At 46.8% G+C, this 22047-nt stretch carries 20 protein-coding genes; 19 read left to right on the top strand and 1 reads right to left on the bottom strand.

The window, feature by feature from the left end:
- Positions 1–305: 305 nt before the first annotated feature.
- The 12 genes from C0033_RS20975 to bioA all read left to right on the top strand — a co-directional run bounded on the left by C0033_RS20975 (position 306) and on the right by bioA (position 13233).
- On the top strand, positions 306–1718 hold the full coding sequence (locus C0033_RS20975; protein ID WP_103229871.1) for an MBOAT family O-acyltransferase: 1413 nt from the start codon (positions 306–308) through the stop codon (positions 1716–1718).
- Positions 1719–1731: 13 nt separating this feature from the next.
- Positions 1732–2829, top strand: coding sequence for a hypothetical protein (locus tag C0033_RS20980; RefSeq protein ID WP_103229872.1), 1098 nt, complete (start codon positions 1732–1734; stop codon positions 2827–2829).
- A gap of 547 nt (positions 2830–3376) precedes the next feature.
- Entirely contained in the window at positions 3377–4153 is a 777-nt protein-coding gene (locus C0033_RS20985; protein ID WP_242984569.1) for a DeoR/GlpR family DNA-binding transcription regulator, read from the top strand.
- Between the two features lie 4 nt (positions 4154–4157).
- A complete protein-coding gene (locus C0033_RS20990) occupies positions 4158–4784 on the top strand; it encodes an AAA family ATPase (protein WP_103229874.1) in 627 nt (208 codons plus the stop codon).
- Between the two features lie 161 nt (positions 4785–4945).
- A complete protein-coding gene (gene glf, locus C0033_RS20995; protein ID WP_103229875.1) occupies positions 4946–6046 on the top strand; it encodes a UDP-galactopyranose mutase in 1101 nt (366 codons plus the stop codon).
- Between the two features lie 26 nt (positions 6047–6072).
- Complete coding sequence (locus C0033_RS21000) at positions 6073–7032, top strand: glycosyltransferase family 2 protein (protein WP_103229876.1); 960 nt, start codon at positions 6073–6075, stop codon at positions 7030–7032.
- Between the two features lie 19 nt (positions 7033–7051).
- Positions 7052–8026: a glycosyltransferase gene (locus C0033_RS21005; RefSeq protein WP_103229877.1), complete on the top strand. Its 975-nt coding sequence runs from the start codon at positions 7052–7054 to the stop codon at positions 8024–8026.
- Between the two features lie 78 nt (positions 8027–8104).
- On the top strand, positions 8105–9547 hold the full coding sequence (locus C0033_RS21010; RefSeq protein ID WP_103229878.1) for a lipopolysaccharide biosynthesis protein: 1443 nt from the start codon (positions 8105–8107) through the stop codon (positions 9545–9547).
- Between the two features lie 253 nt (positions 9548–9800).
- Complete coding sequence (locus tag C0033_RS21015; protein WP_103229959.1) at positions 9801–10352, top strand: biotin transporter BioY; 552 nt, start codon at positions 9801–9803, stop codon at positions 10350–10352.
- A gap of 4 nt (positions 10353–10356) precedes the next feature.
- Positions 10357–11331 (top strand): biotin synthase BioB, encoded by a 975-nt coding sequence (gene bioB / locus C0033_RS21020; RefSeq protein ID WP_103229879.1) that lies wholly within the window; start codon positions 10357–10359, stop codon positions 11329–11331.
- Positions 11324–12007, top strand: a complete 684-nt coding sequence (bioD, locus tag C0033_RS21025; protein ID WP_103229880.1) for a dethiobiotin synthase — start codon at positions 11324–11326, stop codon at positions 12005–12007. The genes bioB and bioD overlap by 8 nt, the downstream gene beginning before the upstream one ends.
- Before the next feature lie 38 nt (positions 12008–12045).
- The gene (bioA, locus tag C0033_RS21030) at positions 12046–13233 is read left to right on the top strand and encodes an adenosylmethionine--8-amino-7-oxononanoate transaminase (protein ID WP_103229881.1); all 1188 of its coding nucleotides are present in this window, start codon (positions 12046–12048) and stop codon (positions 13231–13233) included.
- Positions 13234–13312: 79 nt separating this feature from the next.
- On the opposite strand, the gene C0033_RS21035 is transcribed toward bioA, so the two are convergent.
- On the bottom strand, positions 13313–14773 hold the full coding sequence (locus tag C0033_RS21035) for a L,D-transpeptidase (RefSeq protein ID WP_103229882.1): 1461 nt from the start codon (positions 14771–14773) through the stop codon (positions 13313–13315).
- Between the two features lie 200 nt (positions 14774–14973).
- On the opposite strand from C0033_RS21035, the gene C0033_RS21040 reads away from it, so the two are divergent.
- The 7 genes from C0033_RS21040 to C0033_RS21070 are packed head-to-tail and all read left to right on the top strand — an operon-like array spanning position 14974 to position 22046.
- Positions 14974–15951, top strand: a complete 978-nt coding sequence (locus tag C0033_RS21040; protein WP_103229883.1) for a glycosyltransferase family 8 protein — start codon at positions 14974–14976, stop codon at positions 15949–15951.
- 16 nt (positions 15952–15967) lie between these two features.
- Positions 15968–16846, top strand: a complete 879-nt coding sequence (locus C0033_RS21045) for a glycosyltransferase family 2 protein (RefSeq protein WP_103229884.1) — start codon at positions 15968–15970, stop codon at positions 16844–16846.
- Between the two features lie 30 nt (positions 16847–16876).
- Positions 16877–17989 (top strand): DegT/DnrJ/EryC1/StrS family aminotransferase, encoded by a 1113-nt coding sequence (locus C0033_RS21050; protein WP_103229885.1) that lies wholly within the window; start codon positions 16877–16879, stop codon positions 17987–17989.
- Positions 17986–19008, top strand: a complete 1023-nt coding sequence (locus tag C0033_RS21055) for an ATP-grasp domain-containing protein (protein WP_103229886.1) — start codon at positions 17986–17988, stop codon at positions 19006–19008. The genes C0033_RS21050 and C0033_RS21055 overlap by 4 nt, the downstream gene beginning before the upstream one ends.
- A gap of 18 nt (positions 19009–19026) precedes the next feature.
- Positions 19027–19719, top strand: a complete 693-nt coding sequence (locus C0033_RS21060) for a glycosyltransferase family 2 protein (RefSeq protein ID WP_103229887.1) — start codon at positions 19027–19029, stop codon at positions 19717–19719.
- Positions 19720–19758: 39 nt separating this feature from the next.
- On the top strand, positions 19759–21048 hold the full coding sequence (locus tag C0033_RS21065) for a lipopolysaccharide biosynthesis protein (protein ID WP_103229888.1): 1290 nt from the start codon (positions 19759–19761) through the stop codon (positions 21046–21048).
- 53 nt (positions 21049–21101) lie between these two features.
- Positions 21102–22046, top strand: a complete 945-nt coding sequence (locus C0033_RS21070) for a glycosyltransferase family 2 protein (protein WP_103229889.1) — start codon at positions 21102–21104, stop codon at positions 22044–22046.
- Position 22047 lies beyond the last annotated feature (1 nt).

The following is a 22047-nucleotide window of genomic DNA, read 5'->3' on the forward strand; positions in this document are numbered from 1 at the left end:
AAGAGTTCACTGCGAATGGCGCTGGCCTGCCTCGTTCTGTCCTTACGGGCCTTAGTAGCTCTTAGGGGCGAATCCCGAATCCCATTTGGCTGCATCTTCCTTCCCCGGCCCGGACAGCCTCTCCGATCGTTGGCTTCCGGTTCCGCCTCCCCATTCCGTGCGAACCTTCCGCCAGCCATCCTTGTTAAATAACAATTTTGAGGGGAGATTGTGAATATGGTGATAAAAAAATCTTTATTGGGAGACAACTTCTTTAAAATGTAGTATTATAATAAGGACTAAAACAAAGGAAAAAGGAAAAGAATATGCTGTTTAGTTCACTTGTTTTTATCTGGTACTTTTTGCCGATAGTATTTCTGGCTTATATCTGTATTCCCAATTTGAAATTAAAAAATGGAATTCTTCTGATTTCCAGCATTCTGTTTTATGCTTGGGGAGAGCCCAAGTATGTGGTTTTAATGGTTATCTCCATTGGAATTAATTATGTGTTCGGGCGGCTGATTGATGCCGGGCAGGAAAAGAGAATGCGCCAGATCATGATTACGGCTTGCATTGTGGTGAATCTTGGGATTCTGGGGTATTATAAGTATTTTAATTTCTTTGCGGATTTGGTTAATTCGGCGGCGAGAAGAGAGGTGGTTGGAGCCAGGAATATTGTGCTTCCAATTGGCATTTCTTTTTATACGTTTCAGGCTTTGTCCTATGTGGTGGATGTTTACAGGAAAAAGATTAAGGTTCAGAAGAATTTTTGGAACCTGGCATTATATATCAGTTTTTTCCCTCAGCTGATCGCAGGGCCGATTGTAAAATATCATGAAATCGATACGCAGCTGACGCAGAGGACGATCTCAACCGGGCGCATGGCATATGGGATCAAACGGTTTAGCTATGGATTGGGGAAGAAAGTGATATTTGCCAATACATTTGCCGCTGTGGTTGATAATGTGCTGACGTCTCCCAATCAGGAGCTGGCTAGTACTGGACTGGCTTGGTTTACGATTTTATTGTATACGCTGCAGATTTATTATGATTTTTCCGGGTATTCGGATATGGCTATCGGGCTTGGAAAGATTTTTGGATTTGATTTTATGGAAAACTTTAATTATCCTTATCTGTCCCAGTCAATCCGGGAATTCTGGAGACGGTGGCATATATCGCTGTCCACCTGGTTTCGGGAATATTTATACATACCGCTGGGCGGCAACCGGAAAGGCAATGTGAGGACCTATATCAACCTGTTTATCGTGTTTTTGGTAACCGGGTTATGGCATGGGGCCGGAATTAATTTTGTGCTGTGGGGCGCTTACTATGGGGTGTTTATTGTAGCGGAGCGTTTATTTTTAGGGGATATATTGGAAAAGAACCGTTTTAAGGTTTTAAACCATGTCTATACCATGTTTGTGGTGATTGTAGGATGGATGCTGTTCCGGATCGAAAGCCTGGGACAGATCAAAGAGATGGTGAAGGTAATGTTTTTCGGCAGGGGCGGCTGCTATACGATACCGATGTTTGCGGACCGGAGAGTGATTTTCTGGTTTGTGGCGGGGATCTTGTTCTGCGGGCCGGTTCAGGCTGTGTTTAAAGGGTTAAAGGCTCATTTATATGAGGAAGATCATATCAGCTGGTGGGATATTGTGATGATGGCAGTGCTGTTGGGATTCTGTACACTGCTTTTGGTGAACAATACCTATAATCCGTTTATTTATTTCAGATTTTAAGGAGGCGGGCAGAATGAAGAAAAATTGGATGATCATATGTTTTTTTGCCATTTTGCTGCTGCCGAATTTATTGGGGCTGGCATTTGGCTACCAGGCGGAATCTGAGAATACGGAAAAGAGAGAACTGGCCGGGATGCCGGTATTTTCATGGGAAACGATGAGTGAATTCCCGGGACAGGTGGAAGATTATATTAACGATCACGCTCCGTTTCGAAGTCATTTTATTGATGCTTATGCGTCATTTAATATGGAAGTATTTCACAGCATTGATAATAAAGAAGTGATTGTAGGAAAGGATAAATGGCTATTTTATACGGGAAATGAAAGCATGATCGATACGCTTGGAGTCTGTCCGTTTACGGAAGACCAGCATAAGATGATTCTGGACCGTTTGCTGGCGGTGAGGGACAAATATGTGGAGAATAAGGACGATTTTATCTTTTACATAGCGCCAAATAAGGAGATTGTGTACAGGCAGTTTGTGCCGGAGTATTATGATCCTTTGTCGGATACCTCAAAGGCTAAGGAGCTGGTTAAATATATTCGTGAAAATTCAGATATTAAAGTGGTTTATCCGTTGGAAGAACTGACGGAAGCCAGCAAGGATCAGCTTATCTATTATAAGACGGATACCCATTGGAACAACCTGGGCGGTTTTATCGGCGTTCAGGAACTGATCGGCGAGGCTGGCGGTGAGCCGGTGGATTACCGCGACATGACGATTCGGTATGAAGAAGGAAACAGAGGGGATCTGGGCGATTTAGGGCATACTCCTATGAGATACTTGGAGGAGACGGAGGTCACTTTAGAAGGATACCATGAAGATGTGAAGATCGATATGCTGGAAAATAATGAGGATGGAAGCGGTGTGATAAAGGCGAAGACTGATGGAGCGCCGGATGGGCGGAGCCTGACTATGGTGAGGGATTCGTTTGCAATCGCTATGGCTCCGGTGCTGATGCGTTATTTTTCCGAAACCACATTTGTGGAGTGGCAGAAGCTGCCGGAAGTGGATATGAGTCAGGAACGGAGCGACCTCTTTGTGTATGAGATTGTGGAGCGGAACTTGGGAAGGATGTCCATGGATTTGGATGCGCTGCTGGCTGAGTGATGAAAATTATGGGAAGAGAGTTATGGGAAGAGGGTTGCATAGAGCGAGTTACAAAAAGCAACTTACATAAACCGAGTTGCATAGAGCAACTTACATAAATTGAAAAGGGTATCACAGAATGATTTGGAAAAGATGGAATATCATATCATTCTGCGGTACCTTTTTTGTAATGGCTCAGCCTTCCGATGGCTGTACCGGCTCCGGCAGTTTCCATGGCCTTTCCAGTTCCGGTTTCGGGCATAAGCACTTCTAAACGTGCAGGATTTTTCTAAAACCTAAGGGAAATGTCCAAACTCGCTAACGCTTAAACAGGTGGACATTTCCCTTGAACGAAAAATTCTGCGCGTTAAGAATTGCTAATACTCTGCAAAGTCACAGGAAAAGCCATGGAAACAGCCGGAGCCGGTACAGCCATCGGAAGGCCAAACGGTTACCCTTTTTTCTCTTCATATAAACGGCATTGTTGACATTTATGATAAAACACGTATAATTAAATATAAACAAATATAAATAAGAAAAAACAGGATCGGGGAATAAAAAAATGTTTATGGAGGAAAGACAAAAAAATATTGTAAAACAGGTAAACTCGTCCGGGAGGATTACAGTGGCGGAAATCCAGTCGCTGTATCAAGTCTCTGCGGACTGCGCCAGAAGGGATCTGAGGCTGCTGGAGAGCAGGGGACTTCTGCAGAGAACTCATGGAGGAGCGATTAAGGCGGTTTCCAAAGGAATTTATCCGGAGGAGACCTATAATCCACGGGATTTGAACGAGGTAAAGAAAGACTATTGGGAAGTGGCTAAACGGGCTGTCCGGCATATCAGCAGTCAGGATGTAATCTATATCACGACTTCGTCGGTGGGATATTACATGGCTATGAATCTGCCGGATGATCTGAACATCACCGTTTTGACCAATTCGGTTACGATAGCGGATGAACTGAGAAAAAAGAGTCAGGTATCCGTTATCCTTTTGGGAGGAGAGATGTCGCACCGGGGGCACTGCCACGACTATTACACGATTCAGATGGTGAAAAATATCCGTATGGACAAAGCATTTTTATCCCATTCTGCGCTGTCGGCGGAGTTTGGGGCGTCGATACATGACAGCGCAGGCGCGGCATTTGCTAAGGCGGTGATGGAAAACAGTTCCATGAATATCGGAGTTTATCCTTCCGGGAAGATCGGTAAAAATTCCATTCATTCCGTGTGTAAGGCGGAAGATTATGATTTGCTGATAACGGATGATCATGTATCGGAGGATTTTTTGAAACAAATGGATGAGATGGGGATTTCATATGACGTCGTAAAATTATCGGAGGAATAGGAGCATGTATTGTATTTTGGTAACGGGAATTCCTGCGGCAGGAAAGAGCACTTTGGCCGGATTTTTGTCTGAATCCCTGCATTTGCCTCTCATTTCAAAGGATCAGATAAAGGAAATCATGTATGATGATATCGGTTTCCGGTCCAGGGCGGAAAAGGTCAGGCTGGGGATTGCAGGGATGAACATCATGTATTATACGGCGGGGCAGCTGATGAAGGTAAAACAGCCGTTTATACTTGAAAATAATTTTGAGAATGTATCCAGGGACGGATTGATGAAACTGCTGGATCAATATGATTATAAAGCCATAACTATTACGTTGACCGGAGATTACCGGAGCATATATCAAAGGTTTTTACAGAGAAATGCCAGCCCGGAACGCCATAGGGGGCATGTTGTGAATGACTGTTATCCGGAGGAAAATAGAGGAAAAGAGGAAAACGGTTCGAAAAACAGAGGCACGGAAGTATCCTATGAAAGCTTTGTGAACGGGATTGTGAACAGAGGGATGGATAAGTTTAAAGCGAATGGGCCGCAGATTCTGGTGGATACTACGGATTTTGGAAAGGTGGATCTTTACAGGCTGTTGGATGAGATTGAGAGGTGTAAGCGTCGTTTTTTTACACAATAGACCAGGTCATTTCATGCTAAGGGTGAAGGGATTTTCAGAAAAGCCTTGAGGTTTTAAGTTAAAACCTCAAGGCTTTTTCGAAAATCCCTTCACCTTTAATGTTAAACATAGTATAATAAATGCATTATCAAAATCTCAAACACTAAAGGAGCATGTATTTCATGAAAAAATATGATTATGTCCTGATCGGCGCCGGCTTGTTTTCAGGAGTTTTCGCATATGAAGCTGCAAAAAAAGGTAAAAAATGTCTTGTGGTGGAAAAACGCAGCCATCTGGGCGGCAATGTATACTGTCCGGAGGTGGAAGGGATTCATGTTCACCAGTACGGCGCGCATATTTTCCATACCAGCAATAAGAAAATCTGGAATTATGTAAATGAACTGGCTGATTTTAACCGCTTCACCAACAGCCCGGTAGCAAATTATAAGGGCGAAATCTATAATATGCCTTTTAATATGAATACATTTAATAAAATGTGGGGCGTGATCACTCCTCAGGAAGCCAAAGAAAAAATTGAGGAACAGAAACAAGCGGTCGCCGGAGAACCGAAAAACCTGGAAGAACAGGCCATCAGCCTGGTGGGAACGGATATTTATAAGAAATTGGTGAAAGGATATACGGAAAAGCAGTGGGGACGGGACTGCCGTGAACTTCCCAGCTTCATTATAAGAAGGCTTCCGGTGCGTTTCACTTATGATAATAATTATTTTAATGATTTGTATCAGGGAATCCCGGTTGGCGGGTATAATGTGATTATAGATAAGCTGTTTGCGGACTGTGATATTGAATTGGAGACGGATTATCTGGAGAAAAAAGAATATTATGATTCTCTGGGCGAGACTGTTATTTATACAGGAACTGTGGACGCATATTTTGATTATTGCTACGGAAAATTGGAATACAGAAGCCTGAAATTTGAAACCGAGGTACTCGATATGGGGAATTATCAGGGAAATGCGGTGGTCAACTATACGGACAGGGAGACACCATATACGAGAATCATCGAACACAAGCATTTTGAGTTCGGCACGCAGCCGAAAACGGTGATAACGAAAGAGTATCCGGCGGCATGGGCCGAGGGAATGGAACCGTATTATCCGGTAAATGATGAAAAGAACCAGGCGTTGTACCAGAAATACGCGGAGCTGGCGGCAAAAGAAGAGCATGTGATTTTCGGCGGCAGGCTTGGGGAATATAAGTATTACGATATGGACAAGGTGATTGAGTCGGCTTTGGCGGCGGTTAAAGTGCACCAGGGATAGAAAAACAGACGGAATACGAGGCGGATATGAAAGTATTAATGGCAACTTACCAGGGAGAGCGGTTCCTCAGACAGCAGTTGGATTCCATTCTGGAACAGTCTGTACAGCCGATGAATCTTTTGATATCGGATGATCTGTCCACGGATGGAACAATGGAGATCATCAGGGAGTATAAGAACCGCTATCCGGGGCAGATTGAAACCATGAATCATGAGCAGGCATCCGGAGGGGCGGCGGCCAATTTCCTGAGGCTGCTTTCCTATGTGGCGGAAAATGACGACGGCCGGGAGGAGTATTTCCTTTTAAGCGACCAGGACGACGTGTGGATGCCGGATAAGACGGAACAACTGTTAAAAAAGATGGGGGAAATGGAATCGATTTTTGGAAAAGACACGCCGATTCTGATTCATTCCGATATGAAAGTGGCGGGGACGGATCTCTCTGAGATTCATCCCAGCTTTTTTGCGTATCAGCATATCAGCCCGGAGAGGACCGGATTAAATCAGCTTCTGGTGCAGAATCCCGTGACCGGCGGGGCGGTCATGTTTAACAGGGCGCTGCTTCCTTATCTGAAAAAGACGCCGAAAAACTGTTTCATGCATGATTGGTGGCTGGCGCTTTTGGCGTCATGTTTTGGGAAGATCGGATATGTGGACCGGCCGTTGTCCTTATACCGGCAGCATGGGGACAATACTTTGGGAGCCAGGAGCAGCAGGGATGTCACCCAGTATGCAGAGAGGCTTACGGAGGAGAAAAACCGGCAGGTAAAGGAGAATTACAGGAAGATGTTTGCACAGGCGTCTTGCCTGATGGAACTGTTTCCGGATCAGCTTGCTATGGAACAAAAAGAGATTATCAGGGCATTTTTAAGAATTCCATCCGGTAATTTGTTTACAAGGGCATTTCTTATAAAGAAGTATCATTTTTATAAAAATACGTTGGCCGGAACCATTGCCCAGTGTTTTACGATGGGAGTCCGGCGGTAGAGAGTAAAAGGAGTTTGAGATGGAACAGCAGCCATTGGTCAGCATTAACTGCATTACTTATAACCATGAAGAATATATAAGGAAGACGCTGGAATCATTTTTGATGCAGAAGGTGGATTTTCCATATGAAATCCTGGTACACGACGATGCTTCTACGGATAAAACGGCTGAGATTATCAGGGAATATGCCGAAAAATATCCGGAGATCATAAAACCGATGTATCAGACGGAAAACCAGTATTCCAAGGGGATTTCCAACATAAGCGGCGCATTTAACTTTCCAAGGGCCAGGGGTAAATATATCTGCATGTGCGAGGGAGATGACTACTGGATTGATCCGTTAAAAATGCAGATGCAGGTGGATTATATGGAGAGCCACCCGGACTGCACCCTGTGCTTTCACAGCGCGAAAACCGAGGTGGTGGACGGTTCCATGACGGAGGGAAAGGTGAGACCCTATACGGAGGACCGGATTGTTACTCCGGAAGAGATCATTGATAAGACATCCGGATATGCGACGGCTTCCTTGATGTTTCCCACAAAATATGTGAAGGAGCTGCCGCGGTATTACACGGACTGCCAGGTGGGGGACATTCCTCTGCAGCTGATGATGGCCGAGCATGGATACGGTTATTATATGGACCGGGATATGTGTGTTTACCGGGTGGGTGTGAGCCAGTCCTGGACGACCGCAAGTAAGAAGGGAAATTATAAGGAAAAACAGCGGAAATATTATGAAAATATGAAGTGGATGTATGAGGAATTTGACCGGGTGACGGGCGGGCGTTTTCATAAGGAGAGCGTGTCGGCGGCGGAGCGGATTTATTTTCTGACCATGGTGAATACGAGGCAGTATGATCAGGTGCTGAGGCCGGAATTTAAACGGTATTATAAGGAGTTATCGGACAGGACCAGATTTTTCATTCAGATGGAAGTTAAGGCTCCGTGGCTGTACCGTTTGCTGCAGAAGGCGGCTTATGCGGTTCGCAGGTGAGAGTTATTTACATGATACCTGAAGGGATTTCCGAAAAAGCCCTTCACCCTTGATATAAAAAATGGAAGGAACGATACAATGGCATCAAGCGAAACAAAGACAAAAGTACTAAACGGTCTTTTTTGGAAGATCATGGAAAATGGAGGGTCTCAGGGAATTCAATTTTTGGTATCCGTCATATTGGCCCGCATGCTGTCCCCGGAAGAATACGGGATTGTGGCGATCATCACCATTTTCATCACTATCGCCAATGTGCTGGTGCAGAATGGATTCAGCACGGCTCTGATACAGAAGCAAAATGTGGACGATGCGGATTTTTCATCCGTATTTTTCTTCAATCTGATGACCTCGGCCGTCATCTATCTCTGCCTGTTTTTAGCGGCTCCCTGGATCGCCGGATTTTATCATAACGAAGAGATGACAGCGGTCATTCGCGTGCTTTCGGTTATTCTGTTTCCGGGTGGAGTTACATCCATTCAAAATGCCTATATTTCCAGAAAACTGGAATTTAAAGGCCTGTTTCTGGCTACTTTGGGTGCGGCGGTGATTTCCGGCGGAGTTAGCATTGGAATGGCCTATTTGGGAATGGGCGTTTGGGCGTTGGCCTGGCAGCAGATCATGTATTATTTCTCCCTGATGATCATACTTTTTATTACGATCAGCTGGAGACCCAAATTTATCTTTGTATTTGAACGGATTAAGGGGATGTTTGCATTTGGGTGGAAACTGCTGTGCGCATCTTTGATTGACACGATATTCAACAACATTCACGGGCTCATTATGGGGAAGATCTATAATGAAGGCGTGCTGGGCAATTACAACCGGGGGGATCAGTTCCCAAAACTCATTGTGAATAATTTAAGCGCGGCCATTCAGTCGGTTATGCTTCCTGTCCTGGCGGCCAGCCAGAATGATCTGGCCCGGGTGAAAAGCATGCTGAGGCGGTCCATTGTGACCAGTTCCTTTCTGGTGCTTCCTATGATGGCGGGAATGATTGCAGTGGCAGATTCTCTGGTGTTGGCGCTGCTGGGAGAAAAATGGATGTCCTGCGTGCCTTATCTGAGAATCATGTGTGTGGCCTATTCTTTCTGGCCCATTCATATCGCCAACCTTCAGGCGTTGAACGCGGTTGGGCGGAGCGATATTTTCCTAAAATTAGAAGTGATTAAAAAGGCGGTTGGGCTGGTTGTGCTGCTGATCGGAATCCAGTATGGCGCGATCACATTGGTGGCGCTGAAGGCGGTGGCTGATTTTATCTGTACCTTCATCAATGCGTGGCCGAATAAAAAACTGCTGAATTACAGCATTGGGGAGCAGTGGATTGATATTCTTCCATCCATTGTGGTTTCCTGCCTGATGGGGATTATTGTGTATGGAATCCAGTTTGTTGTGCATGGGGCTTGGCTGTGCCTGATCGTTCAGATGGCAGCAGGCGTGGCGGTCTATGCCGGATTGGCCTGGATGTTCAGACTGGAGAGTTTTGAATATTTGAAACGGATTGTGATTGAGAGAATTGGATAATGAATAGGCAGTGAGATGGGAATGGGTCAAGTCTGGTAACAGGCTTGGCCTTTTTAGTTTGGAATGAATGCAAAGGTGATTTTAAAACAAATGTAAACCAATTATAATATATAAGTTGACAATGTGCATTCGTACCGATATAATTTGATATAATGTTAACATTGATAAAAATATAAGTTTACAATCGGCAACTTGAGGAGAGAAGAACATGAACGAAATAAAACAATCTGTCTCCCGCCTTACCACATCTCATATGCGGATTCAAAAAACGCGGAACCTGGTATTCTGCGCCATGTTTACCACATTGACTGCGGTGGGAGCATTTATAAAAATACCGGTTCCCGTGGTTCCGTTTACCCTGCAGTTTCTGTTCACCATGATGGCCGGCCTTCTAATGGGCGGGAGAGCCGGAGCGGTCAGCGTGGGCGTTTATATGGCGCTGGGACTGGCTGGACTCCCCATATTTGCAGGCGGCGGCGGTATCTGGTATCTGCTGAAGCCCAGCTTTGGTTATATCATCGGATTTTGCATTGCCAGTTATGTGACGGGAAAAATGGCGGAGAATATGCAGAAACTCACCGTAAAGGGACTGCTGGCCGCTAACTTTACCGGCCTTTTCATCGTTTACGGCGTGGGAATGTTTTACTATTATGTGATCTGTAATTATGTGATCAATACTCCCATCGGGCTGTGGCCGCTGTTTTTGTACTGTTTTATCCTGGCGGTTCCCGGCGATATCTGTCTGTGCATTTTGGCCGCGTATCTGACCATGCGGATCAAACCGGCAATTGAGAAAGTGAGGTAATGATATGAGTATAGTAAGGGAATTAAAAAATAAGGTCTTGTCCGGACAGCTTTTGAGCCGGGAAGAAGCGGTTGTGCTTGCGAAAGCGCCTTTTGAAGAGTTGGTCGATGCGGCTGATGAAATCCGTACCCATTTTTGCGGAAACCGGTTTGATCTTTGTACGATTGTGAACGGAAAATCGGGACAATGCTCGGAAGACTGCAAGTACTGCGCCCAGAGCGCACATTATGATACCGGACGCGTGGAAAGCTACCCGCTTTTATCCACAGAAGAACTTGTTGAGCATGCAAAGATCAATGCAGGACAGGGCGTTTTGCGATATTCCATCGTTACGTCGGGAAAAAGGCTTTCCGATCAGGAGGTGGAACAAGCATGTGAAAGTATTCGGGAAATCAGAAAGCAGGCCGGCATAAAAGTCTGCATTTCCTTCGGCCTTTTGTCCCAGCAGCAGTTTCAGAAGCTGAGAGAAGCCGGGGCGGACAGGGTTCACTGCAATCTGGAATCATCACGGCGTTATTTCCCTGAGATTTGCACCACTCATACATTTGAAGAGAAGGTGGAGACATTAAAGGCGGCTAAGCGCGCGGGAATGGAAATTTGTTCAGGCGGAATAATGGGGCTGGGAGAGACGATGGAGGATCGGATCGATATGGTTTTGAGCGCCAGAGAGCTGGGGGTTAAATCGGTTCCCGTAAATCTTTTAAACCCAATTCCCGGCACTCCTCTGGGGCATAATCCCATTATGAGTGATGAGGAAGTTTTAAGGATCATAGCGGTTTTTCGTTTTCTCATACCGGATGCATCCATCCGCTTAGCGGGAGGAAGAGGGCTGCTTGAGGATAAAGGGGAGAGGTGCTTTCGAAGCGGAGCCAATGCAGCGATCTCAGGCGATATGCTGACAACGGCAGGGATTACGGTGAAAACGGATTTAGAGCTTTTGGAGAAGCTGGGATACGAGGTGAAATTAGGAGATGAGTAAAAATCTATTTATTACAGGTACGGGAACGGACGTGGGAAAGACTTATGTAACCGGGCTGATTATGAAAAAGCTTTGCGGCAGCGGAAAAAGCGCCGCTTATTATAAAGCCGCGATGAGCGGTAATGAAAGACAGCCGGATCAAACTCTGATACCGGGCGACGCGCTTTTCGTGAAAAATGTTTCCGGCACAGAACAGCCGCTGAAAGAGATGTGCCCCTGTGTCTATGAACTGGCGTATTCCCCGCATCTGGCGTCCGGAATCGAGGGGAATCCGGTTCAGATGAACGTGGTAAAGAGAGGATTTGAAGAAATTTGTCAAAAATATGACTATGTCACTATGGAAGGCAGCGGAGGAATCCTCTGTCCGGTTCGTTTCGATCAGGAGAAGATTCTGCTGGAAGATGTGATTAAAGAATTGGGCTTATCCTGCCTGGTGGTCGCCGACGCCGGTTTGGGAACCATTAACTATGTGGGATTGACGGTGGAATACATGAGGAGCAGAAAGATTCCTGTTAAGGGCATCCTATTCAATCATTTTCATCCGGGAAATGTGATGGAGGAAGATAATCGGAACATGTGTGAATACATAACAGGTTTAAAGGTTTTGGCCTGCGTAAAGGACGGAGACAGGGAGTTGGATATGGATGCGGAGATTCTGGCGTCCCTCTATGAATAAAGAAATACAGATAAAAAGAAAGGCTTGGTGAAAATCCTATGATCTGGTATCCATATCAGCAGATGAAAACGATGAGGGAACCGTATAAAATAATTGATGCAGAAGGGGTATTTCTCTATACGGAGGAAAGGAAGATGATTGATTCCATCTCCTCCTGGTGGAGCGTGATACACGGCTATAAACATCCCGTGCTAACTGAGGCGGTCAAATCCCAGGCAGACCGTTTCTCCCATGTGATGCTGGGAGGACTGACACATGAGCCGGTGATGAAGCTTTCCGAAAAGCTTGAAAGCTGGCTTCCGGGAGATTTGGATTACTGCTTTTTTTCCGATTCGGGAAGCGTGGCCGTTGAAGTCGCTTTAAAGATGGCGCTTCAGTTTGATACGAACCGGAACGGAGACAGAAAAAAGGTGCTTTCATTAACTCATGCATACCATGGAGACACGTTCAAGGCGATGGAGGTGGGAGATGATGAAGACTACCATTTTGCATTTGGAGAAAAGAGGGATGTGATTCATATTCCAACCGAAATTCCGGCGCTGGAAAAGGCGTTTAAAGACCATGGAGGCGAACTGAACTGTTTTATCGTGGAACCGCTTCTTCAGGGTGCGGGAGGGATGAGGATGTACAGTCTCTCTTTTCTAAAACGGGCCAGGGAACTCTGTGATCTTTATGACGTTCTGTTGATATTTGACGAGGTGGCAACCGGATTTGGGCGGACTGGAAACAGGTTTGTGGCTGATCTGGTCTGCCCTGATATTCTGATTCTTGGAAAAGCTTTGACGGGAGGCTATATCGGGCATGCCGTTACCGTGGCAAATCACAAGGTTTACGAAGGATTTTACAGCGACAATCCGGAACACGCGCTGATGCACGGGCCCACCTTTATGGGCAATGCGCTGGCATGCAGCGTGGCTTTAAAATCCATAGAGCTGTTTGAGCAGGAAGATTACATGGCTAAAATAAGCAGGATAGCCGAAATCAGCAGGCGTGAGATGGGAGACTTTACCGATCCGAGGATCAAAGAAGTGCGCATCATGGGCGGATGTGTCTGCGTAGAAGTCCATGATCCCGCCGTGCTTGACGGTTTTCAGCAGTTTGCATATAAGCGGGAAGTATTCAGCCGGCCGTTTCTAAGGTACATGTATTCCATGGTTCCCTATGTGATACAGGAAGATGAGCTGGTTCAGGTTTTTGATACGATGAAGGCCTGGTTCAGGCGGTAAGCGTAAAAAAGGCAGCAACGGAGTGAATTACATATTCACTGCCGATGCTGCCTTTTGGCTGTTTACTGCCTGATGAAAATTAATTCACACCGGTCACGGTAACGTCCGTTGGATCCCATGTCTGGGTATCCGGAATGGTGTATGGGATTACCGGGCGGCCGTAAGGTCCCGGATCCTGAGCGTTGTATACGGTGACTGTTGTGCCAACCGGACAATTGTCGAAGATCCATTTGGCATCCTGGGTCAGGTAACGGATACATCCGGCTGAACGGGCCACACCCAGATAATTATAGGTGGATGGCTGAAGTGTCATATTGTTCTGTTTTTCGTAGATAATAGAATGAAGCAGGAAACTCTGTCCGGCTGCCAAACGTGTTGCATACTGGGCATACACGCCGCTGTTCATCAGACGCCAGCGGTATTTCTCCGGGGTCTTGAAGGTGCCGAGCGGGGTATCGTCTCCTGTGGAACAAAGGAATGATTTGACCGGGATGATGAAGCCGTTGGCTCCGTCTGCGGCGTAAACCGTTGTTACGTTCATCTCTTTGTTGATCTTGATCTGATAGGTGCTCTGTTTTCCGATAATCGGGTCCAGATCCTTAACCAGAACTCCGGCTTCATTAAAGTATAACTTGTAGCCGTCAATATACTGCCATCCCGTTACCGGCATGGAATCCACGAAATAATAGCGGTCGCTGCCAACGTATCCCCAACCGGTAAAGTTGGTTCCGTCGCCATTGATATAACGGAGCTGTCCGTCTATGTACTGAACGCCGTCGTCATGAACGGAATCCAAAACGTGTTCCGTAGAGTGAGGCCATTCCACGTCTTTGCCGTTGAGGGCCATACGGAAACCTACAATCTTCTTATCCGTACCCATGGTTCCGCTGGCTTCGCCGTTCTTGGTCCATCCGGTTGTGGTGCCGTCTGATAAAATACTGCAGTAATAGATGTCAAAGGTGTTGCTTACCGGTCCGTCCAGTTTCAGCTGAATCGCTTCCATCTGGGTTTCGTCGGCGTAAACTGTGGTGTACTGTCCGTTCATCACCCATGGAGTCCAGCCGTACTGTGTGCTGTAGGTGCGGTAAAGGACGTTGCCCACCGTATTGGTTAAAAAGATGGAGATAGAGCGGAATCCAAGTCCGTCGCCTAATGCGATCTGCTGGTCATTGACAAATGGCTGTGACCATACGCTTCCCGGAATCAGAACGGTTGTCTGAAGCTGTGGAAGGTTTGCTCTGGCTGCGGCTTCGGCAGCTTCTGCAGAAGCCAGTTCAGCGGCCAGTTCATCCGCTGTCTGTCCACCGGTTTCCTGTCCGGCGGTGGTTTCCTGAGTCTGGTTTTCAGAAGCTCCGGAAGTTGTGTTATTCTCGGCAGACCCTGTCTGTGCAGAATCACCGGTCTGTTCGGTTGATTCGTACTTGTCCGGAAGATTAAATCCCGGGCCATACCCCTCTTCGGCAAATGCGGTCATGGACGACATGGTAAACATAGCGCATGCCATCATCAGCGCTGCTGAAGAACGAAATAGTTTATGCATTGCAATTATCCTCCTGTATCCTAGAAATGATATCTTCATGCTCCTAATACATGAAGATACATTGTTAATCTAACACATTTAAAATGAAAATGCTACTAAATTATGGGGGAAGATTTACATTTTACCAGTAATCATGTAAAATGAAAGGCAAAAGAAATTGAAAAGAAAAGAAAATGTAATAAATCAGGAAGGATCTGGATATGAACATTGTATACGCGTCCAACGACGGCTATGCCAGGCATCTGGCGGTATCTTTGTATTCTCTGCTGGAACATAATTCTGAGGCCAAAGAGCTTAACGTCTATCTTCTGTCTGCCGGAATGTCGGCAGAGTACCAAAACAGGCTGAAAGAGCTGGCTGGAGAATTTGGAAGAGAGCTGTCCGTCATTGAATTTGGCAATTTAAAAGAGAGGTTCGATTATCAGATCGACACCAGAGGATTTGACATCAGCGCCATGACCAGGCTGTTTTCGGCCGGCGTGCTGCCGGCTGAGGTGAAACGGGCGCTGTATCTGGACTGCGACACGGTGGTTCTCGGCAGTTTAAAAGGCCTTTGGGAGACGGATCTTGGGAACAATCTGGTGGGTATGGTGATGGAACCCACGGTTTATACTGAGATTAAAGCAGTGATTGATTTAACGCAGAAAGAGGCATATTATAATTCAGGTGTCCTCCTGATGGACATCGATGGATGGCGCAGGGAACATATTCAGGATCAGTTTATGGATTACTACAGCCGGAAGAACGGCCAATTATTTGCCTGCGACCAGGATACGCTGAACGGAGTGCTGAAAGGAAGAATTAAAACCCTTCCTCCCAAATATAATTTTTTTACTAATTACCGCTATTTTAAATACGAGACGCTGGTGCGCGCCACAGAGGCGTACCGGGAAGTGAGCAAAGAGGAATTTACAGAGGCCGGGAGAAAGCCGGTTGTGATACATTATATGGGAGACGAGCGCCCCTGGGTGGCCGGAAACAGGAACTATTACAGGAAATATTATGAATATTATCTGGAGCGCACCCCATGGAAGGGCGCGCCTAAGGAAAAGGGAAAAGAGCTCTATATGCTGGTGTATTTTACCATGAACCAGGTCACCAGGATCTGTCCGCCTGTGCGGAAATGGATCAGCAAACGGTTCGGCATGAAAATCATCGATTCCCGCAAGAAAAAATAAGGTGGACAACAATCCTATGAGTAAAATCAGCTGTGTGATTCTGAATTACAACGATGCGCCTATGGTGGAGAAGCTGTTAGAAGAGATTCTGCCCTATTCCTGCCTGGATGATATAATTCTGGTGGACAACCATTCCACCGACGATTCCGCAGAGCGGTTAAAAAAATGGAAAGACGGGCGGGTTCATCTCCTTCTGGCAGAGAAAAACGGAGGCTACGGCAGCGGCAACAATCTGGGAATCCGGTATGCGTTAGAAGAACTGAATTCCGATTACATCATTATCGCCAATCCCGATGTTGTTTTTTCCAGGCAATGCGTGTATGATATGAAGAATACATTGGAAGCGAAGCCGGAATACGCCCTGGTTTCAGCCATGGTTAAGGGGACGGACGGAAGAACTCTGTTCTCCTGCTGGAAGCTTCTTCCGCAGTTTTTGGACCTTTTGGATACGGGGCTGATCACGAGACGGCTGTTTAAACGGTTTCTCTGCTATGGACCGTCTCATTTTTTAAAACGCCCTTATGTGGAGGTGGATGCCGTTCCGGGTTCCTTTTTTATGATTGACGCGGCGGCGGCCAGAGAATGCGGGCCTTTATTCGATGAAGAGGTGTTTTTATATTATGAAGAAAAGATATTGGGGCAGAAATTAAAAAAACAGGGAAAGAAGACCCTGCTTCTGACGTCCCAAAGCTATATACATGCCCATTCCGTAACCATAGATAAGACGGTGGGGAATATTGCGGCAAAACAAAAGATCCTGCATGAGAGCAAGTTATATTATTATAAAAAATATCTGGGAGCCGGTCCGGTGAAGATGGGGGCGGCTAAGGTATTTCTGGAAATCGTGATGCTCGAAATCCAGTTTTTGACGAGAGTGTGCAGGTTGCGGTGGTAGGCTTGTCCTGGGACCGCAGAAAGGAATAACATGTCTGATAAAGTAAAACCAATTTTAGTAACGAGATCCTCGCTTCCTCCTTACGAGGAATTTGCGGAGATGATAAAGCCGATCTGGGAATCCGCCTGGCTGACCAATATGGGGGATTTTCATCAGACCCTGGAAGCCAGATTAAAGGAGTATATGGATACGGACAACCTGGTGCTGTTTGTCAACGGCCATATGGCTCTTGAGATGGTTCTGCAGGCGCTTGAACTGACGGGAGAGGTGATCACCACCCCGTTTAGTTTTGCCTCCACCACCCATGCGATTGTGAGAAACGGTCTGACACCGGTGTTCTGCGACATTGATCCGGAGAATTACACCATAGATGCGGACAAGATCGAAGCTTTAATTACAGAAAAAACCTCGGCCATCGTGCCGGTTCATGTATACGGGCATATCTGCGATGTGGATAAAATTGCAGCAATTGCCAAAAAATATAATCTGAAGGTGGTTTACGATGCGGCCCATACCTTTGGCGAAGCGCTTAACGGTGTCGGCGTGGCAAACTTCGGGGACGCCAGCATTTTCAGCTTCCACGCCACCAAGGTCTATCACACCATTGAGGGCGGAGCGGTTACCTATCAGGAGGAGGGGCTGAAAAGCCGCCTGACCTGCCTGAAAAACTTCGGGATTATCGACCAGGATACCGTGATCCAGGTGGGGGGCAATGCCAAGATGAACGAATTCCAGGCCGTTATGGGAATCTGTAATTTAAACCATCTGGAAGAAGAGATTGAAAAGCGGCGGATTGTGACAGAGCATTATTTAGAGCGGCTTTCCGGTGTAAAGGGACTTGTGATGCCAAAGGACCAGCCTGGCGTGAAGAAGAATTACGCCTATTTTCCGGTGCTTTTTGACGGTTTTCCAAAGACCAGGGATGAGATATACCGGCTGCTGGCCCGGGAAGAAATCTATGCGCGCAAATATTTTTATCCGCTGATTAATGATTTTGACTGCTATAAGGACCAGTATTCTTCGGAGGATACTCCGGTGGCAAAAAGGATTGCAGAACAGGTGATGACGCTTCCGTGTTATGCTTCTCTGACCGTGGAAGACGTGGATCGTGTCTGCGATGCGATATTGAGGTATGCGAAATGAATGTGCTTTTAACAAGCGTCGGCAGGCGCAGTTATCTTGTGGAATATTTTAAAAAAGCGGTGGGAGAAGACGGAAACGTGGTGGTGACCAACAGCGCGGTGTCCCAGGCATGGGCGGCTGCGGACAAGGCATTTGTATCCCCGGTCATCTATGAGGAAGGATACATTCCGTTCTTACTGGATCTGTGCAGGAAGGAAGAGATCGGGGTTTTAGTATCCCTGTTCGACATTGACCTTCCTGTTTTGGCTGCCCACCGGAAAGAATTTGAAGAGATCGGGACCGTGGTTGTGGTATCGGACCCTGAAGTGATCGAAATCTGCAATGACAAATGGAAAACGTATGAATTTTTATTAAAAAACGGTTTTTCGGCCCCCCGGACTTATCTCGGTTTAGACGAAGCGAAACAGGGAATTTTATCCGGAGAGATCAGCTGGCCGGTCATGGTAAAACCCAGATGGGGAATGGGCTCTCTGGCTCTGTACCGGGCGGACAACTTAAAAGAGCTGGAAGTATTTTACGAGAAAACCAGAAAGAATATAGGGGAGACCTATTTAAGATATGAGGCGGTTCAGGCGCCAAAAGCCTGTGTGCTCATCCAGGAATGCCTGATGGGCCAGGAATACGGCATGGACGTGATCAACGATCTGTCCGGTTCCTATCAGAATTCGGTTCAAAAGCGGAAGGACGCCATGCGCTCCGGGGAGACGGACAGCGCCGAAACGGTGGAAATCCCGGCTTTGCGGGCGATTGGAGAAATGATTTCCGGACTTTTAAAACATCGGGGCAACCTGGATATGGATTTGTTTGAAAAAGATGGGGAATTCTATGTATTAGAGCTGAATGCCAGATTTGGCGGAGGATATCCGTTCAGCCACATGGCGGGCGTCAATCTGCCCCAGGCAATTGTGAACTGGAGCCGGGGACTGACATCAGACCGGAGCCTGCTGGAGGCAAAAACGGGAATTAAAGGATACAAGGACATCCGAATGGTCTGCTTAAACCGGGCGGAACAGGAATGACATAGGAGACAAATGCAGATGCAGAAAGTACTTTTGGTAGTTCCTTCTTATAATGAAGAGGCCAATATTGAACGCGTGGTTGAGGAACTGAAAAAACATCCTGAATTTGATTATATTGTGGTAAATGACGGCTCTACGGACCGCACAGCCGAAATCTGCCGGGCACACGGCTACAATCTGCTGGACCTACCGGTCAATTTGGGGCTGGCCGGCTGTTTTCAGGCCGGGATGAAATACGCCTATCAGAGAGGATACGCATACGCCATCCAATTTGACGGGGACGGTCAGCACCGCCCCGAGTTTATCGACGGGATGAGGAAGAAGATGGACGAGGGCTATGATATCGTGATCGGCTCCCGTTTTGTCAATCAGCACAAGGATATGAGCGTGCGGATGATCGGAAGCCGTCTGATAAGCATAGCCATCCGCCTGACCACAGGAGTTAAGATTACGGACCCCACATCGGGAATGCGCATGTTTAACAGGGACATGATCAAACAGTTTGCGCTGAATTTAAACTACGGGCCGGAACCGGACACCGTCTCTTATCTGCTGAAACAGGGCGCCAGGATCGCGGAAGTGCCTGTCACCATTGAGGAACGGATCGGCGGAGAAAGCTATTTAAAACCGATGGTGGCGGTGCGCTATATGACCCGCATTCTGATCTCGATTCTGATGATACAGAATTTCAGGCCGGACAGACATAAATAGGCGGGGCCGGAATTAAATAGAACTGAATGAGGAAAAATTATGGAATATTTAGCGCGTAAACTGATGAAAACAGGGGCTGACAAGGACAGGCAGAACATGGTCTGGAATATGATCGGCAGCTTTTGTTATGCGTTAGCCAGCATGGTTCTTTCCTTCCTTGTGATGCGGGTGGTGGGAGACGAACAGGGAGGAATCTTTGCGTTTGCCTTCAGCGTATTCGGACAGCAGATGTTTATTGTGGCTTATTTTGGAACCAGGCCGTTTCAGATTACGGACGGTTCCAATGAATATACGATGGGCGATTATTTACGCCACAGAATTGTTACCTGCCTGGCGGCTGTTGGTGCGGGCATACTGTACCTGGTGTTCAGCGGATATGCGCCGGATAAGATGGCGGTCATATTTCTGATGGTCTGCTATAAGGTTATCGACGGGTTTGCCGATGTGTTTGAATCGGAATTTCAGAGAAACGGAAACCTCCATCTGACCGGAAAATCCAATACCTTCCGTACCATTTTGTCGGTGTCTTTATTCTTAATCACATTGACGGCCACAAAAAACCTGGTGGTTTCCTGCACGGCTGCTGTGGCGGCTCAGGTCTTGGGAATGCTGGTTATTGACGTGTCTTTGATACGCAGGCTTTCCGGGATCAGCTGGGAGAGGAATCAGGGAAGTTTGAAGGCGCTGTTTGGCAGCACTTTTTTATTGTTCATCTCCACATTTTTGGATTTTTATGTGTTTTCTTCGGCGAGATATGCCATTGATGCCCATTTAAATGATGCGGCGTCCGGGTATTTTTCTATTATATTTATGCCCACATCTGTAATTAATCTGGTGGCCGGGTTTGTGATCCGCCCGTTTCTTACTCCTCTTACGGAATATTGGAACAGGAAGCGTTTCCGCGATTTCAGGAACATGACAGGTAAGATCGGGCTGGTGATTTTAGGGCTCAGCGTTCTGGCGGTGGGAGCAACCTGGCTGATCGGCCGTCCTGTGCTGGGGATTTTAGAGATTGTTTTAGGGGAAGCCTATAAAGGCAAACTGGTGCTGCTTCATAAGGAATTTACGGTAATCGTGCTGGGCGGAGCATTTTATGCGTTTTCAAACCTTTTATACTATGCGTTAGTGATTATGAGAAAACAGAAGTTCATATTCAGCATTTACCTTGCGGCCACGGCGGCCGCCGTGTTCCTGGCGCCTGTGTTTGTGATAAGGTACGGGATGATGGGCGCGGCATGTATCTATCTGCTTTTGATGGTGCTGATGGCTGTGGGATTTGCATTTTTTACTTATATTTCGTATGAAAAAGGAAAACACGATGGGGCCTGACGCAAAAGGACGATGAACTTTTTGCAGAATACAGGGCCGCCTTGTGCGGAGGAATGAAGGAGATTATGAAGGACAGGAAACTGGTGGATGTGATCATCCCGACCTACAAACCGGACGGTAAGTTTGAACGGCTGCTGGCAATGCTGAGGCGGCAGACTTATCCGGTCCATAAAATCATCATAATGAATACGGAACAGGAATATTGGAAAAAGGAATATGAAGAGGATGAGCGTCTGGAAGTCCATCATCTGACAAAGGCGGAATTCGATCATGGGTGGACGCGGGGACAGGCTGTGGATTATTCGGAGGCGGATATTATCGTATTCATGACGGATGATTCGGTGCCGGAGGATGAGCGGCTGATTGAACAGCTGGCAGCAGGATTTGAACTGGCGGACAATGTGGCTGAGGTATACGCAAGACAGCTTCCCACAGAGGACTGCCGGGTGATCGAACGGTACACCAGATCCTTTAACTATCCGGATGAAAATCAGGTGAAGACCTTAAAAGACCTGGACAGGCTGGGTATTAAAACTTATTTTGCATCTAATGTGTGTTGTGCGTATGACCGGAAGATTTATAAGAAATTAGGCGGCTTTATCACGAAAACCATATTTAACGAGGATATGATCTTCGCGGCGGGGGCCATTCAGGCGGGATATGCCGTTGTTTATGCGGCGGGGGCCCGGGTGGTGCATTCCCACAATTTAAGCGGCCGGGAACAGTTCAAGCGGAATTTCGACCTGGCGGTGTCACAGGCCGACCACCCTGAAATCTTTGAAGGCATCAAGTCGGAGAGCGAAGGGATGCGGCTGGTAAAAAATACGGCATCCTATCTTAAAAAGTCGGGAAACGGGCGTTTCATTCCTCTTTTAATCTGGCAGAGCGGATGCAAATATCTGGGTTACCGGATGGGAAAACGATATAAAAAGCTTCCTGGATGGGTGGTGCGCAGATGCACCATGAACGGAAGTTACTGGACGAAAGCAGGTGATTGAT

The sequence above is a fragment of the Clostridium sp. chh4-2 genome (assembly GCF_002899675.1).
Classification (GTDB): Bacteria; Bacillota; Clostridia; order Lachnospirales; family Lachnospiraceae; genus CHH4-2.

Bases quoted from the DNA above. Each gene is read 5' to 3' on its own strand.
- C0033_RS20975 (WP_103229871.1), top strand. From the start codon at position 306: ATGCTGTTTAGTTCACTTGTTTTTATCTGGTACTTTTTGCCGATAGTA.
- C0033_RS20980 (WP_103229872.1), top strand. From the start codon at position 1,732: ATGAAGAAAAATTGGATGATCATATGTTTTTTTGCCATTTTGCTGCTG.
- C0033_RS20985 (WP_242984569.1), top strand. From the start codon at position 3,377: ATGGAGGAAAGACAAAAAAATATTGTAAAACAGGTAAACTCGTCCGGG.
- C0033_RS20990 (WP_103229874.1), top strand. From the start codon at position 4,158: ATGTATTGTATTTTGGTAACGGGAATTCCTGCGGCAGGAAAGAGCACT.
- glf (WP_103229875.1), top strand. From the start codon at position 4,946: ATGAAAAAATATGATTATGTCCTGATCGGCGCCGGCTTGTTTTCAGGA.
- C0033_RS21000 (WP_103229876.1), top strand. From the start codon at position 6,073: ATGAAAGTATTAATGGCAACTTACCAGGGAGAGCGGTTCCTCAGACAG.
- C0033_RS21005 (WP_103229877.1), top strand. From the start codon at position 7,052: ATGGAACAGCAGCCATTGGTCAGCATTAACTGCATTACTTATAACCAT.
- C0033_RS21010 (WP_103229878.1), top strand. From the start codon at position 8,105: ATGGCATCAAGCGAAACAAAGACAAAAGTACTAAACGGTCTTTTTTGG.
- C0033_RS21015 (WP_103229959.1), top strand. From the start codon at position 9,801: ATGCGGATTCAAAAAACGCGGAACCTGGTATTCTGCGCCATGTTTACC.
- bioB (WP_103229879.1), top strand. From the start codon at position 10,357: ATGAGTATAGTAAGGGAATTAAAAAATAAGGTCTTGTCCGGACAGCTT.
- bioD (WP_103229880.1), top strand. From the start codon at position 11,324: ATGAGTAAAAATCTATTTATTACAGGTACGGGAACGGACGTGGGAAAG.
- bioA (WP_103229881.1), top strand. From the start codon at position 12,046: ATGATCTGGTATCCATATCAGCAGATGAAAACGATGAGGGAACCGTAT.
- C0033_RS21035 (WP_103229882.1), bottom strand. From the start codon at position 14,773: ATGCATAAACTATTTCGTTCTTCAGCAGCGCTGATGATGGCATGCGCT.
- C0033_RS21040 (WP_103229883.1), top strand. From the start codon at position 14,974: ATGAACATTGTATACGCGTCCAACGACGGCTATGCCAGGCATCTGGCG.
- C0033_RS21045 (WP_103229884.1), top strand. From the start codon at position 15,968: ATGAGTAAAATCAGCTGTGTGATTCTGAATTACAACGATGCGCCTATG.
- C0033_RS21050 (WP_103229885.1), top strand. From the start codon at position 16,877: ATGTCTGATAAAGTAAAACCAATTTTAGTAACGAGATCCTCGCTTCCT.
- C0033_RS21055 (WP_103229886.1), top strand. From the start codon at position 17,986: ATGAATGTGCTTTTAACAAGCGTCGGCAGGCGCAGTTATCTTGTGGAA.
- C0033_RS21060 (WP_103229887.1), top strand. From the start codon at position 19,027: ATGCAGAAAGTACTTTTGGTAGTTCCTTCTTATAATGAAGAGGCCAAT.
- C0033_RS21065 (WP_103229888.1), top strand. From the start codon at position 19,759: ATGGAATATTTAGCGCGTAAACTGATGAAAACAGGGGCTGACAAGGAC.
- C0033_RS21070 (WP_103229889.1), top strand. From the start codon at position 21,102: ATGAAGGAGATTATGAAGGACAGGAAACTGGTGGATGTGATCATCCCG.